Below are 13,553 nucleotides of genomic sequence, written 5' to 3' on the forward strand. Positions count from 1 at the left end.
GCATGGTCTCCGGCAGCCGAAAGGATCCCTGTCCATGCCCGCCCCGCTCGCCCGCATCCTGCCGGGCCTTGCCCTGTCGCTGCTGATCGCCCTTGCTGCCCTCGCGCTCGAGCGGGCGGAGCTGGCGCTGTTCGGCGGCGCCTGGATCGAGGGGCTGGTGCTGGCGATCCTGCTGGGCACCGCGCTGCATACCGCCATGGGTCTGCCCGAACGGGTGGAGGCGGGCGTGGATTTCGCCGCCAAGCCGGTGCTCGAGGTGGCGATCGTGCTGCTGGGCGCCTCGGTCAGCCTCTCGGCCATCGCGGCGGCGGGCTGGGCGCTGCCGCTGACGGTGGTGGCGATCACCTGCGCCGCGCTGGGCCTCGGCTATGGCATCGGGCGGGCGCTGGGCCTTGCGCCGCGGCTGGCGATCCTCGTGGCCTGCGGCAATGCGATCTGCGGCAATTCCGCCATCGTCGCTGCCGCCCCCGCCATCGGCGCCGAGGCGGACGATGTCGCTGCCTCCATCGCCTTTACCGCCGCGCTGGGGGTTGTGGTGGTCGTGGCGCTGCCGCTGGTCGCGGCGCTGGTGGGGCTGAGCCAGGCGCAGACGGGGGTGCTGGCGGGGCTGACGGTCTATGCAGTGCCGCAGGTGCTGGCCGCGGCGGCGCCGGCGGGCGCGCTGGCGGTGCAGACAGGCACGCTGGTCAAGCTGATGCGCGTGCTGATGCTCGGCCCCGTCATCCTGCTGCTGGGCCTGACCGCCGGGCGGCTGCGCGGAGAGGCAGAGCCGGCGCGCCTGCCGATCACGCAGCTGGTGCCGCCCTTCGTGCTTGGGTTCCTCGCGCTGATGGGCCTGCGCTCGCTCGGCCTGCTGCCCGAGGGGCTGGTCGCCCTCAGCGCCCGCGCGTCGGAGGCGCTGACACTTGTCGCCATGGCGGCGCTGGGCCTGTCGGTGAACCTGCGCAGCGTGCTGTCGTCCGGGCTGCGCGTGCTGGGGGCGGGGGCGCTGGCGCTGACGGGGATCGCGGCGATGGCGGCTGTGGCCGCGATGCTGCTGCCGCTCTAGGCCGCGAGGCTGTCCAGATAGGCACGCGCCGCGGCGAGGTCGGCGCGGAAGGCCTCCGTCCCCTCTTCCTGCGCCTTGGCATCGGGCAGGCGCAGCAGGTAGGAGGGGTGGACCGTCAGGAAGACCGGAACGCCGTCGCGCCCCTCTTCGACATGGCCGCGCCGCTTGAGGATGCCGGCGCGCTTGCCGGTCAGCGTCTCTGCCGCGGTGCCGCCCATCGACAGGATCATCGCCGGGCGCAGCAGCCGGATCTCCTGGTCCAGCCACCAGCGCGCATGCTCGATATCGCCGGTGGAGGGCGTCTGGTGCAGCCGCCGCTTGCCGCGCTGCACGAACTTGAAGCGCTTCACGGCATTGGTGACATAGGCGGCAGAGCGGTCGAGCCCGGCCTCGGCGGCGATGCGGTCGAACATCTGGCCCGCCGGGCCGACGAAGGGGCGGCCCTGCTGGTCCTCCACGTCGCCCGGCTGCTCGCCCACGACCATCAGCCGCGCGTCATGCGGGCCCTCGCCCAGCACGAGGCGGCCGTAGCCTTCGCGCCCGTCGCGGCTTTCCTCCTCGGCCTTCTGCCGCAGCGCGTCCCAATCCATCGCGGTGTCTCCGCCCTTTCCATGCAGCCGGTCGAGGATTTTCTGAGAACGCAGGGGCGGCAGCGTCGGCGCGGCCTCCTGCATCGCGCGGGCGCGGGCCGGGGCGCCGGCGATCATCTCGGGGATATGCTTCGCCTCGGGCAGGTTGGCCCAGTACTTCTTCGGCATCTCGGAGGTCATGGCCGAGACCTTGAGCCGGGCCGGGTTGAAGATGTTGCGGAAATAGGTGCCCCAGAGCTCTTCCGCCGCGTCCTCTGGCAGGTCGGGGCGCGGGAGTCCGTCCGACAGGGACAGGCTGCCATCCTCGAAGCTCGCGGTCAGGTCCGGCGTCGCGATCATCCAGTCCATGTCGGCAAAGCGCCGCGCGAAGAAGGGGGCCGAGGCCTCGAGCGAGTAATGCTCGGGCTCGAACCAGGCGCCGAAGCGGCGGCGGGGTCCGTTCGTCGGCACCTCGCGGAAGCGGACGAAGGCATGGGTCTTGTGCACGTCGCGGCGGATCGCCTTCTCCATCTCGCGCAGCTTGGCGAGGGCCGGGTCGCCGCGATCCTCGATCAGCCCCTTGTTGTCCTTCAGCCGCCAGAGAAAGGTATAGAGCCGGGCGAAGCGTTCGGGATCGGAATGCCAGACGACCTTGTTCGCCAGCGCCACGAAATCGCGTGGCACGGTCAGCGGGCTGGCGGCGGCGGGCGCCTCGGCCGGGGCGCCGTCGAAGAGGCCGGGCATCGCCTCTTCGCCCCGGCTCCAGCTGACCCGCTCGGGCGGCTCCTGCGCCGCAATCAGCCCGCGCGCGGCGTCGCGCCAGGCCGTGTCGGTGCCGATCTTGGGGAGGGAGACATGGGGCATGGCCGCTGAACGCGCCTGCGCGCGCGCCCGTTCCCGCTACAGCAGCTGAAGCTGCTGCGGCTGCGGCGCGAAGCGGGCGCGCAGGCCGGCGCTGTCCGTCAGGCCGCCGGGGCTGTAATCGAGGCAGGTGATGAAGGGCTTCGCCGTCTTCATCGTCGCGCCGATCCGCACCAGATCGTCCCAGCGCAGTCGGCGATGCCGCCGCGTGGCGATGATCCGCCCCACCGTCTTGGTGCCGAAGCCGGGGACGCGCAGCAGCACCTCGCGCTCGGCGCGGTTCACGTCGACGGGAAAGCGGTCGCGGTGGCGCAGGGCCCAGGCGAGTTTCGGATCGACCTCGAGGTCGAGGTTCGCCTCTGTCCCGGTGATCTCGCCGGCCTCGAAGCCGTAGAAGCGCATCAGCCAGTCCGCCTGATACAGGCGATGCTCGCGCAGCAGCGGCGGCTGGACCAGCGGCAGCTTGGCGCTGCTGTCCGGGATCGGCGAGAAGGCGGAGTAGTAGACCCGCCGCAGCCCGTAGTCGTCGTAGAGCCGCGTCGACTGGTTCAGAATCACCGCGTCCGTGGAATCATCCGCGCCGACGATCATCTGCGTCGACTGGCCGGCGGGCGCGAATTTCGGCGGGCGCTTGCCCGTATGGCTCCGCTCCTTCGCGGCGGCGCGGCCCTGCCGCACCTGCCCCATGGTGCCGCGGATGCTCTCGGGTTTCTTCTCGGGGGCATAGGCGGCGACGGCGGCGTCAGTCGGAAGCTCCACGTTGATCGACAGGCGGTCGGCGTAGAGGCCGGCCTCGGCGATCAGCTCGGGCGAGGCGTCGGGGATCGTCTTGAGGTGGATGTAGCCGCGGAAATTCTCGCGCGTGCGCAGGGTGCGGGCGATGCGCACCATCTCTTCCATCGTCGCATCGGGCGAGCGGATGATGCCGGAGGAGAGGAACAGCCCCTCGATGTAGTTGCGGCGGTAGAACTCCAGCGTGAGGGAGACGACCTCCTCGACGGTGAAGCGGGCGCGCTGCGTGTTCGAGGAGACGCGGTTCACGCAATAGGCGCAGTCGAAGATGCAGAAGTTCGTCAGCAGGATCTTGAGAAGGCTGATGCAGCGCCCGTCCGGCGCATAGGCGTGGCAGATCCCCATGCCTTCGGTGGAGCCGAGGCCCTTCCCGTCTTTGGAATCGCGCTTCGACGTCCCCGACGAGGCGCAGGAGGCGTCGTAGCGGGCGGCGTCCGAGAGGATCGCGAGCTTTGTGTTCAGGTCCAGCGGCATGGTTCACCATATGTTCCGTCGGCACCGAAGGGCAATGGCCTGCGAATGACGATCACGCGCTGGTGAGTCAGTCCCGGTCCGGGCGGTGGTATCGCGCGCGGAGATTCTATCACTTTTATGATTGAAGTCGGCCTATCATAGCTTAGACTTATCATAACATCGAAAGGGCAGGGGCTGAGGGAAGGCATGGAAAGCACGCGGCGGCAGGTCTGGATCGGGACTAGCTGGAAGATGAACAAGACCCTCGCCGAGGCGCTGCGCTTTGCCGACAGGCTGAAGGCAGAGCCGACGCCCGCGGGCATCCAGCGCTTTGTCGTGCCGCCCTTCACCACCGCGCGCGAGGTGGCGGCGCGGCTGGACGGCAGCGACACCCTCGTCGGGGCGCAGAACATGCACTGGGCCGCGGCGGGCGCCTGGACCGGAGAGATCTCGGCTTCGATGCTGGTCGATTGCGGGCTGGATCTCGTCGAGCTGGGCCATTCCGAGCGGCGGCACCACTTCGGCGAGACCGACGAGACCGTGGGCCTCAAGGTCGCGGCCGCCGTCGCGGAGGGGCTGACGCCGCTGATCTGCATCGGCGAGACGGCAGAGGAAAAGGACGCGGGCGAGGCCGACGCGGTGCTGCGCCGACAGGTCGAGAGCGCGCTGGCGCTGCTGGACGAAGACCAGCGCGGCGCGCGGATCCTGCTGGCCTACGAGCCGGTCTGGGCGATCGGCGATGCCGGTGTGCCCGCCGATCCGGGCTATGCCGCCGCGCGCCACGAGGCCATCGCCGAGGTGGCGCGGCAGGCCCTGGGACACAAGGTGCCCTGCCTCTACGGCGGCAGCGTCAACGCCGGCAATTGCACCGATCTCATCACCCGCCCGTCCATCGACGGGCTTTTCATCGGCCGCGCGGCCTGGGCGGTCGAGGGCTACCTCGACATCCTCTCGCGCTGCGCGGCGGCCTTGCAGGAGGAGACGACATCATGAAACTCGCCATCGCGGGAGACAGCGCCGGCAAGGGGCTGGCACAGGCTCTGGCCGAGCATCTGGGGGGCCGAGAGGGGCTGGAGGTCAGCGACCTCTCGCTGCCGCCCGAGGGCCAGTCCGAGCTTTACGCCAACCTCGCCGACCGGGTCTGCCAGGGCATCCTGGACGGCAGCTATGACCGGGCGATCCTGTGCTGCGGCACCGGCATCGGCGTCGCGCTCTCGGCCAACAAGGTGCCGGGCATCCGCGCCGCGCAGACGCATGATACCTATTCGGCAGAGCGCGCGGCCCTGTCGAACAACGCGCAGGTCATCACCATGGGCGCGCGGGTGATCGGCAGCGAGCTGGCCAAATCCGTGGCCGAGGCCTTTCTGGCGCAGGAGTTCGACCCCGAGGGACGCTCCGCCGGCAATGTCGCCGCCATCGACGCGCTGGACGAGAAGTACACGGCCTGAGACCGGGCCGGGCGACCGTCAGCGCGCTGCCATGGCGGCGGCGACGGGCGCCACATCCACCGCGATCCCTTTGCCGCGCAGCCGCTCTAGGTGCTCGGGGTCGATGCCGTCGTCGACGATGACGCGGTCGAATTCCAGCAGCGGGGCGAAGCCGTGCAGGGCGCGCCGCTCGAACTTGGTGTGATCGATCAGCAGGATGCGCCGGGCGGCGCTGTCGAACATCGCGCGCTTGGTCTCGACCATCTCGGGCGACTGGTGAAAGACGATGTCGTCGGTCACCGCCGCCATCGACAGGAACAGCGTGTCGGCGCGCAGCCGCGCGATCTCGGCGGTGGTCATCCGGCCCATGAAGGCATTAGCCCAGGCATGGTACTGCCCGCCAAGGCCCAGCAGCGACAGCTCGGGCAAGCCGCGCAGCTGCGTCATCAGGGTCAGCGAATTGGTGATGACCGTCAGCGGCGCCTTGTCCTGCAGGTGCGGCGCCATGGCCAGCACGGTGGTGGAATCGTCGAAGAAGATCGCCTGCCCGGGTTCGACATAGGCCATGGCGGCCAGGGCGATGGCGCGCTTCTCGGCCTCTTGCCGGCTGGAGCGGTAGACGTCGCTCGATTCGATCAGGCTGGTCGCGGCGGCAGAGACGACGCCGCGCGTCTTGCGCAGAAGCCCGCGTCCGACAAGCTCGTCGAGGTCGCGGTGCACGGTCATCAGGCTGATCCCGAAGCGGTCGGTCAGATCCTCGATCCGCATCGCGCCCTCGGTCATCACCGTCTCGGCGATCATCTGGCGGCGGCTGAGCTGACGCGCCTGGCGGCTGTCCGCCGGCACCTCTTCGGTCATCAGGCGCTGGACGGCGGCGGGCATGGCGGTGGGCTGTTTCATGGCATCGGTTCTTGCTGCGGGCGCGCCATTGTGGCCCGGACAGGCGGCGATGGCAAAGCCCGTGATGCGGCGGGCCATGCCGGCGGAGGCGCCGGCGCAGGGTCAAGCCCCGCGCCGGCGCGGTTGCGCCCTTACTGCGACAGGGTGAAGGCGGCGGTGTACTGATCGACGTTGTCGGCAGTGATCAGCAGGCAGTCGAAGAGCTGCTTTTCCGCGTCGACGCCGGTCTCGCCGGTGCGGATCACGCTGTCGGCCTGGCGCACGGCCTCTTCTGCGAAGATGGCGACCGGCTGCAGCACGGTATAGGCCATCTCGCCGGCCCGCACCGAGTCCACCGCGTCGGACGAGCCGTCGAAGCCGCCGACGACGACGCCGTCGAGCTGGCCGGCTTCCTTCAGCGCGGCGATGGCGCCGAGGGCCATCTCGTCATTGCCGGAGATCACGCCCGAGATGTCGGGGTTGGCCTGCAGCATGGACTGCATCTTGTTGTAGCCCTGCGTGCGGTCCCAGTTGGCAACCTCTTCGGCGACCTTCTCGAACTGCGGATACTGGCTGAGCACCGTCTCGTAGCCGTTGGAACGGGTCTGCGCGTTGTTGTCCGACGGCGCGCCGAAGAGCTCGACGTACTGGCCGCCGTCGCCCATCTCCTGCGTCCACTGCACGGCGCCGAGGGCGGCGCCCTGCGCGTTGTTCGAGACGAGCTGCGCCTGCGCGAGGCCGCTTTCGTTGATCTCGGCATTGACGATGATCACCGGGATGCCCGCGTCCACGGCCTTGCGCACCGCGCCGATGGAGCCGTCGGCATTCGCCGGATCGAGGATGATCGCCGCCGACTGGTTGGTGATCGCGGTGTCGATCAGATTGCTCTCGGTATTGGTGTCGCCGGTATGGGCGCCGACGGTGGCGGTATAGCCCATCTCTTCGGCGGTGGTGCGGGCGACCTCGCCTTCGGTGAACCAGTAGGGGTTCGAGGGATCGTTGACGATGATGCTGATCAGCCCGCCGTCCTGCGCCATGGCGGCGCCGGCAAAGAGCGGGGCTGCGGCGATACCGGCCAGCAGGGCGCGTCTCGTGGTCTTGAACATGGTGTCTCCTCCCAATGTTTCGTGGTCTGCCGACGATGCGGCGGGGGTCTCCGCGCCTTGGGCCTCAGGCGGCCTTCGGCGGGGAAGCTTTGCGCGGCGCGCGGCTGCCGCGGCCGCCGTACTGGATCGAGTTCAGCAGCACGGCGAGGACGATGACGGCGCCGGTGAAGACGGTCTGCCAGTAGGAGCTGACGCCGATGATCACGAGGCCGTCCGACAAAAAGCCGATGACGAAGGCGCCCAGCATCGTGCCGCGCACGTTGCCGCGCCCGCCGGTCAGGGCGGCGCCGCCGATCACCACGGCGGCAATCGCCGTCAGCTCGTAGGTGGTGCCGGCGGTCGGCCCGGCCGAGGTCAGCTGCGAGGACAGGACAAGCCCGGCGATGGCGGCGCAGACGCCCGAGGCCATGTAGACTGCGATGGTCGTCAGCTTGACCGGCACGCCCGACAGCTCTGCCGCGCGGGCATTGCCGCCGGTGGAATACACCCAGCGCCCGAAGGCAGTGCGCGTCAGCACCAGCGAGCAGAGGATGGCGACGGCGGCCAGCACCAGAACGCCGATCGGCACGCCCCAGAGGCGGTTGAAGCCAAGCCAGGCGAAGCCGGTATTGCCCAGCTCCTCGCGGCCGCCGAGGTTGTTGTAGGTCAGCCCGTTGGTCATCAACAGCGCGATGCCGCGCGCGACGTAAAGCAGGCCGAGCGTGGCGACGAAGGCGGGCACCTTGAAGATCGCGATCAGCACGCCGTTGACCAGCCCGACCAGCGCGCCGAGGCCCAGCGTCAGCACCACCACGACCCAGACCGAGGGATAGAGCGTCAGGCCCATCGCCTGGATCTCGACCCCCTGCATGAGCGCGCCGGCGACCACACCGGCCAGCCCGAGGGTCGAGCCGACGGAGAGGTCGATGCCGCCCGTCAGGATCACCAGCAGCATCCCCAGCGCCAGCAGGCCGAAGATGGCGACATGGCTGGACATGATCAGCAGGTTGCCGGTCGTGAAGTAGTAGGGCGACTGGTAGCTGAAGAAGAGGATGATCGCGATCAGCGCGAAGAAGGCGCGCCCTTCCAGCAGCAGTCGGCCCAGATCGAAGCCGCCCGAGAACAGGCCCTTGCGGGCGGGGGCGGTGCTTTGGTCGCTCATTGGGGTGCTCCGCTTGTTGTATGGGTCATGCCGCTACCTGCTCGCCCGAGGCGGCCATGATCTCTTCCTTGGTGACGTCGGCGCCGAACTCTGCGGCGATCCGGCCGCGCCGCATCACCACGATGCGGTGCGCGATCGACAGGCATTCGCCGACCTCCGAGGTGGAGTAGATGACGCCGATGCCGGCCTTCGCGCGCTCTGCCAGCAGGCGGAAAACCTCGGCCTTGGCGCCGATGTCGATGCCGCGGCTGGGCTCGTCCAGCAGGACCACGCGCGGGTGGGTGGCCAGCATCTTGCCGATCACCACCTTCTGCTGGTTGCCGCCCGAGAGCGATCCGATGGCCGCGCCGCCGCCGTCCGTCTTGATCGTCACGTCGCGAATGGAGGCGTCGACCAGCCCGCGCTCCGTCCGGCGCGAGGTGAAGAGACCGCGGGTGAAAGCGCCGATGGAGGCGAGCGAGAGGTTCTGCCCGACGCTCATCGTCTGCACGAGGCCGTCGCGCTGCCGGTCCTCGGGCACGAGGACGAGGCCGCGGGCGATCCGCTCGGCGATGGAGAGGCGGCGCATGTCCTCGCCCTCGAAGACGATGGCGCCGGACTGCGGGGCGGTGCGCCCCGCGACGCATTCCAGAAGCTCGGTTCGCCCCGCGCCCATCAGCCCGTAGATGCAGACGATCTCGCCGGCCCGAAGGTCCAGCGACAGATCCTCGACCGCCAGCCGCGTGCCATTGGCCGACGGCACCGAGAGCCCGCGCAGGCTGAGGGCGGCGTCGCCCATCTCGTAGCCGGTGGGCGGGGAGCCGAGGTCGAAGTTCTCGCCCACCATGTTGCGCACGATCCAGTCGAGGTCGATCTCCTCGCGCGGGGCGCTGGCGGTCATCGCGCCGTCGCGCAGGACCACGGCGTGATCGGTGATCGTCAGCGCCTCTTCGAGGTGGTGCGAGATATAGACGATGGCGACGCCGCGCGCGGTCAGGTCGCGGATCACCTTGAACAGCACCTCCACCTCAGAGGCCGAGAGGGCCGAGGTCGGCTCGTCCATGATCAGGATGCGGCTGTTGACCGAGAGGGCGCGCGCGATCTCGACGATCTGCTGCTGGCCGAGGCGCAGATCCTCGACCGGGGTGGCGGGGTCGATGTCCTCTTCCAGCTCTTCCATCAGGGCGCGGGTCTGGCGCGCCTCTTCGGCGTAGTCGACGGCGCCGCCGCGGGTGATCTCGCGCCCCATGAAGACGTTGTCGCGCACCGACATGTTCGGCGCGAGGCTCAGCTCCTGATGGATGATCGAGATGCCGCGCGCCGTCGCCTCCTTGGCCGAGGCGAAGCGGAGGGTCTGCCCGTCCAGCACGATCTCGCCCGAGGAGGGAGAGATGACGCCCGAGAGGATCTTCATCAGCGTGGACTTGCCCGCCCCGTTCTCGCCGAAGAGCGTCGTCACCTGCCCGCGGCGAATGTCGAAGTTCACGCCTTTCAGCGCCTGGATCTGGCCGTAGGACTTGCCGACGTTGCGGGCCGAAAGGACGACCTCGCCCCTGCCGGTCTCTTGCGAAGGGGCAGTCATTGCACGGCCATCTCGACCGGCGTGACCAGCCAGTTCGCGGGATTGATCATCTTGAACACGCCAGTGACCGCGATGGTGCTGCCGGTCAGGTCCGAGGTGTCGAGCGGGGCGAGCACCTGCTCCTTCATCGCGTCGTTGATCGCGGCGCCGGCGTCCTGGTACTCGATCTGGTTGGTGAACTGGCCGAAGGTGATCTCGCCGGTGCTGTCGCGCAGGTCGGTGCCGTTGATCGCGGGGCCGGTCTGGACGCGGATCGTCACGTCATCGGGCACGCCATCGACCGCGACCGCGTAGATGCCCGCGCTGCCTTCGAGCACGGTGCCGGTGAAGCTGACGGGGAAGACCGGGCCGATGCCGCCGGGCACGCCGTACTCCTCGCCGGCGGCGGCCTTGTCGGTCGCGATCGCCTCGGCCAGGGTCGGCGCCTCGACCGCGCGCTCCTGCACGCTGGCCTGGATCACAGGAAAGGTCTCGGCCCCGTAGGCCTCGGGCGAGAAGCCCTGCGCCTGCAGGTCCAGATCGGAGCCGTCGCGGACCACGGTGGTGTCAAGGGCCATGGCGGCCAGAAGCGCGATCAGCGCCACGGCACCGATGCCGATGCGCAGGCCGGAACGCGCGGGCCGGGCGGTGGGGATATCGGCGTGCTGGGTCATTCGGTCGGGCCTTTCAGCGAAGGGGCTGCGCCGGGCAGGCAGGCCGGCTGTGCGGCCTTGCGACGGGGCGAGCCCGGAGGGGGCGCTGTGTCATGACGATATCCTCCCACTGCACCGGTGCGACGATCTCCCCCCGTCACGGCCGATGCCTGCATCCGCTGTCACATCCCTTGTGCTAGGACTGTGATAGCAACTTACCAAGTCATGTTACCAAAGCGCCGGCCTGTCAATCGCCCTCTTTGTCGAAAATGACGGCCTAACCCCGCCATACCTTGCCGGATCGCCTTGTAATATAGATGACGAGAGCAAGATTCTCTCGGCGCCTCCTCGGGCGAGGGTCAGCAGTGTCCGGGATACTCATGTGATCTTGTTGACTTCTTCCGGCTGACGATGAAAGATATTTCTGATATCGAAATTTACTTCACCAATGCGGGGCGGGATCATGTCACCGACGGCAGTGCCGCAGCAGCCCGACGATAGCCTCGCCATCCGCGCGGCCTGGTTGCATTACGCCGGCGGGCTGACGCAGGCCCAGGTCGCGCAGCGGCTGGGCGTGTCCAGCGTCAAGGCGCATCGCCTCGTGGCGCGGGCCAACCAGAGCGGCGCGGTCAAGGTGCGGATCGACGGCGCCGTGGCCGAATGCGCCGCGCTCGAGGCGCGGCTGTCCGAGATTTTCGCGCTGGCGCAGGTCGAGGTGGTCCCCGACCTCAGCGAAGAGGGGCTGCCGCTGCGGGCGCTGGGCACCGCCGGCGCTGCCTTCCTGCAGCGCGAGATCGGCGCCGGGGGGGCGGGGCCGATCGGCGTCGGCCATGGCCGCACGCTGTCCGCCGCGATCCGCGCGCTGCCGCGCCTCGCGGCGCCCGAGGCGCGCTTCGTCTCGCTCATGGGCGGGCTGACGCGGAACTACGCCGCCAATCCGCATGATGTGATGCACCGGCTGGCCGAGAAGACCGGCGCCGAGGCGCATGTCATCCCTGTCCCCTTCTTCGCCAATTCGCCCGCCGATCGCGACGTGCTGCTGGCGCAGCGCGGCGTGGCCGAGGTGATGCGCATGGCCGCGGAGGCGCCGCTGATGGTGGTGGGCATCGGCACCGCCCAGCCCGACGCGCAGCTCGTCGCCTCGCGGATGATCGACCTCGAGGAGATCGCCGAGGTGCGGCGGCTGGGCGGCGTCGGCGAGGTGCTGGGCCATTTCTTCGACGAGGCCGGGCGCGTGGTCGACAGCGCGCTGAGCGCGCGCACCGTCTCGCCGCCGGTCGGCAGCCTGGGCGGCCGCCGCCTCGTCGCCATCGCGGGCGGAATCGAGAAGCTGCGCGGCATCCGCTCGGTCCTGCGCAGCGGGCTGGTGACCGGGCTGATCATAGACGAGCGCACGGCGCAGGCGCTGGCCGAGGATCACGCCGGCTGACCCGCGCCCGACAGGGTGCGCGGCTTGGGGAGGAGCCGAGGATGGACAACACGATGCAAGAGGCGGCGGAGGCCGGGGGCGAGATCCTGATCGGGATCGACGCCGGCACCTCGGTCGTGAAGGCGGTGGCCTTCGACCTGCGCGGCAGGCAGCTGGCCGAGTCCGCCGTGCCGAACAGCTACGACAGCGGGCCGGGCGGCAGCGTCACCCAATCCATGGACCGCACCTGGGCCGATTGCGCCGAGGCGCTGCGTCGGCTGGGCGGCAAGCTGCCCCGGCTTGCCGCGCGCTGCGCTGCCGTCGCAGTGACGGGGCAGGGCGACGGGACCTGGCTTGTGGGGGCGCAGGATCGCCCGGTGGGCGAGGCCTGGATCTGGCTCGATGCGCGGGCGGCGCCGACGGTGCGCCGCCTTGCCGCCGGCGCGGGTGAGACGTCGCGCTTCGCCGCCACCGGCACCGGGCTGAACACCTGCCAGCAGGGCGCGCAGCTGGCCCATATGGCCGAGGTGGCGCCCCAGATGCTGGACCGGGCCGAGGCCGCGCTGCACTGCAAGGACTGGCTCTATCTCAAGCTGACCGGTCAGCGCGCGACCGATCCGTCCGAGGCCAGCTTCACCTTCGGTGATTTCCGAAAGCGCGCCTACGACGATGCGGTGATCGCGGCGCTGGGGCTGGAGCGCTACCGCCACCTGCTGCCGCAAATCGTCGAGGGCACGGAAGAGACCCATCCGCTGACCGAGGCCGCCGCCGAGGAGACCGGCCTGCGCGCCGGAACGCCCGTCTGCCTGGGCTATGTCGACATGGTGATGACGGCGCTCGGCGCCGGCGTTCATACCGGCGAGGCGGGCATCGCCTGCTCGACCATCGGCTCGACCGGGGTGCACATGCGCGCCGTGCGGGCCGAGGACGTGGTGCTGAACGATGCGGGGACGGGCTACGTCATCGCGCTGCCGGTGCCGGGCGTGGTTACGCAGGTGCAGACCAACATGGCCGCGACGCTGAACATCGACTGGGCGCTGGCGCTGGCGGGCGACCTGCTGGCCAGCTTCGGGCAGGAGGTGCCGCGCGCCGAGCTGGTCGCGCGGATCGACGGCTGGCTGGCCGAGACCGCGCCGGGGCAGCTGCTTTATCATCCCTACATCTCGCAGGCCGGCGAGCGCGGGCCCTTCACCGATGCCGAGGCGCGGGCCGGGGTGATCGGGCTTGAGGCGCAGCACCGTTATCCCGACCTGCTGCGCGCCGTGGCCGAGGGGCTGGGCCTTGCCACCCGCGATTGCTACGCCGCGATGGGCCCGCTGCCGGAGGAATTGCGGCTGACCGGCGGTGCCGCCCGCTCGCGCGCGCTGCGCGGCGTCATCGCCGCCGCCACCGGCGCGCAGGTCCGCGTCTCGTCCCGGGAAGAGGCCGGCGCGGCGGGCGCGGCGATGATGGCCGCCGTCGCGATCGGCGCCTATCCCGACATGCAGGCCTGCATCGACGACTGGGTCGCCCCGCTTCTCGGCGCGCCCGAGCCGCCGGACACGGCGCTGCAGGACACCTACACCCGCCTATTCGAACCCTACCGCACCGCGCGGCAGGCGCTGACCCCGGTCTGGCACGACCTTGCGGAGCATCGCCGCCAGACGCCCGCCCCGGCACAGCAGCAGGAGAGCTGA

Annotated in this window: 12 protein-coding genes; 5 read left to right on the plus strand and 7 right to left on the minus strand. The window is 70.0% G+C overall.

Annotation, left to right across the window (positions count from 1 at the left end; all coding sequences use genetic code 11):
• Positions 1-34: 34 nt before the first annotated feature.
• Positions 35-1,048: a YeiH family protein gene (locus DFP88_RS07830; protein ID WP_110813878.1), complete on the plus strand. Its 1,014-nt coding sequence runs from the start codon at positions 35-37 to the stop codon at positions 1,046-1,048.
• Here DFP88_RS07830 and DFP88_RS07835 read toward each other — a convergent pair.
• Positions 1,045-2,481: a UdgX family uracil-DNA binding protein gene (locus DFP88_RS07835; RefSeq protein ID WP_110813879.1), complete on the minus strand. Its 1,437-nt coding sequence runs from the start codon at positions 2,479-2,481 to the stop codon at positions 1,045-1,047. The two genes, DFP88_RS07830 and DFP88_RS07835, sit on opposite strands and share 4 nt — an antisense overlap.
• Positions 2,482-2,517: 36 nt before the next feature.
• Positions 2,518-3,744 (minus strand): putative DNA modification/repair radical SAM protein, encoded by a 1,227-nt coding sequence (locus tag DFP88_RS07840; RefSeq protein WP_110813880.1) that lies wholly within the window; start codon positions 3,742-3,744, stop codon positions 2,518-2,520.
• A 186-nt stretch (positions 3,745-3,930) separates the two neighbouring features.
• Between DFP88_RS07840 and DFP88_RS07845 the strand changes: the two genes are divergently transcribed.
• Positions 3,931-4,716 carry a triose-phosphate isomerase gene (locus DFP88_RS07845; RefSeq protein ID WP_110813881.1) on the plus strand — a complete coding sequence of 262 codons (786 nt, stop codon included), beginning with the start codon at positions 3,931-3,933 and terminating at the stop codon, positions 4,714-4,716.
• Positions 4,713-5,171, plus strand: coding sequence for a D-erythrulose-4-phosphate isomerase (gene derI, locus DFP88_RS07850; protein ID WP_110813882.1), 459 nt, complete (start codon positions 4,713-4,715; stop codon positions 5,169-5,171). The genes DFP88_RS07845 and derI overlap by 4 nt, the downstream gene beginning before the upstream one ends.
• An 18-nt stretch (positions 5,172-5,189) precedes the next feature.
• Here derI and DFP88_RS07855 read toward each other — a convergent pair whose 3' ends face one another.
• From DFP88_RS07855 to DFP88_RS07875, 5 genes are all read right to left on the minus strand, one after another.
• Positions 5,190-6,050, minus strand: coding sequence for a DeoR/GlpR family DNA-binding transcription regulator (locus DFP88_RS07855; RefSeq protein WP_220032302.1), 861 nt, complete (start codon positions 6,048-6,050; stop codon positions 5,190-5,192).
• Positions 6,051-6,181: 131 nt separating this feature from the next.
• Positions 6,182-7,135 carry a D-ribose ABC transporter substrate-binding protein gene (locus DFP88_RS07860; RefSeq protein WP_110813883.1) on the minus strand — a complete coding sequence of 318 codons (954 nt, stop codon included), beginning with the start codon at positions 7,133-7,135 and terminating at the stop codon, positions 6,182-6,184.
• Positions 7,136-7,199: 64 nt separating this feature from the next.
• Positions 7,200-8,276: an ABC transporter permease gene (locus DFP88_RS07865; protein WP_110813884.1), complete on the minus strand. Its 1,077-nt coding sequence runs from the start codon at positions 8,274-8,276 to the stop codon at positions 7,200-7,202.
• A 25-nt stretch (positions 8,277-8,301) separates the two neighbouring features.
• On the minus strand, positions 8,302-9,837 hold the full coding sequence (locus DFP88_RS07870; RefSeq protein ID WP_110813885.1) for a sugar ABC transporter ATP-binding protein: 1,536 nt from the start codon (positions 9,835-9,837) through the stop codon (positions 8,302-8,304).
• Positions 9,834-10,490, minus strand: coding sequence for a DUF2291 family protein (locus DFP88_RS07875; RefSeq protein ID WP_110813886.1), 657 nt, complete (start codon positions 10,488-10,490; stop codon positions 9,834-9,836). The genes DFP88_RS07870 and DFP88_RS07875 overlap by 4 nt, the downstream gene beginning before the upstream one ends.
• A 442-nt stretch (positions 10,491-10,932) precedes the next feature.
• Between DFP88_RS07875 and DFP88_RS07880 the strand changes: the two genes are divergently transcribed.
• Both DFP88_RS07880 and DFP88_RS07885 read left to right on the plus strand, forming a co-directional pair.
• Positions 10,933-11,898, plus strand: a complete 966-nt coding sequence (locus tag DFP88_RS07880; protein ID WP_110814195.1) for a sugar-binding transcriptional regulator — start codon at positions 10,933-10,935, stop codon at positions 11,896-11,898.
• Positions 11,899-11,939: 41 nt separating this feature from the next.
• A complete protein-coding gene (locus DFP88_RS07885; protein ID WP_245904734.1) occupies positions 11,940-13,553 on the plus strand; it encodes an FGGY-family carbohydrate kinase in 1,614 nt (537 codons plus the stop codon).

This window comes from Pseudoroseicyclus aestuarii (assembly GCF_003217255.1).
Classification (GTDB): Bacteria; Pseudomonadota; Alphaproteobacteria; order Rhodobacterales; family Rhodobacteraceae; genus Pseudoroseicyclus; species Pseudoroseicyclus aestuarii.

Bases quoted from the DNA above. Each gene is read 5' to 3' on its own strand.
- DFP88_RS07885 (WP_245904734.1), top strand. From the start codon at position 11,940: ATGGACAACACGATGCAAGAGGCGGCGGAGGCCGGGGGCGAGATCCTG.
- derI (WP_110813882.1), top strand. From the start codon at position 4,713: ATGAAACTCGCCATCGCGGGAGACAGCGCCGGCAAGGGGCTGGCACAG.
- DFP88_RS07870 (WP_110813885.1), bottom strand. From the start codon at position 9,837: ATGACTGCCCCTTCGCAAGAGACCGGCAGGGGCGAGGTCGTCCTTTCG.
- DFP88_RS07855 (WP_220032302.1), bottom strand. From the start codon at position 6,050: ATGAAACAGCCCACCGCCATGCCCGCCGCCGTCCAGCGCCTGATGACC.
- DFP88_RS07875 (WP_110813886.1), bottom strand. From the start codon at position 10,490: ATGACCCAGCACGCCGATATCCCCACCGCCCGGCCCGCGCGTTCCGGC.
- DFP88_RS07835 (WP_110813879.1), bottom strand. From the start codon at position 2,481: ATGCCCCATGTCTCCCTCCCCAAGATCGGCACCGACACGGCCTGGCGC.
- DFP88_RS07860 (WP_110813883.1), bottom strand. From the start codon at position 7,135: ATGTTCAAGACCACGAGACGCGCCCTGCTGGCCGGTATCGCCGCAGCC.
- DFP88_RS07830 (WP_110813878.1), top strand. From the start codon at position 35: ATGCCCGCCCCGCTCGCCCGCATCCTGCCGGGCCTTGCCCTGTCGCTG.
- DFP88_RS07840 (WP_110813880.1), bottom strand. From the start codon at position 3,744: ATGCCGCTGGACCTGAACACAAAGCTCGCGATCCTCTCGGACGCCGCC.
- DFP88_RS07865 (WP_110813884.1), bottom strand. From the start codon at position 8,276: ATGAGCGACCAAAGCACCGCCCCCGCCCGCAAGGGCCTGTTCTCGGGC.
- DFP88_RS07880 (WP_110814195.1), top strand. From the start codon at position 10,933: ATGTCACCGACGGCAGTGCCGCAGCAGCCCGACGATAGCCTCGCCATC.
- DFP88_RS07845 (WP_110813881.1), top strand. From the start codon at position 3,931: ATGGAAAGCACGCGGCGGCAGGTCTGGATCGGGACTAGCTGGAAGATG.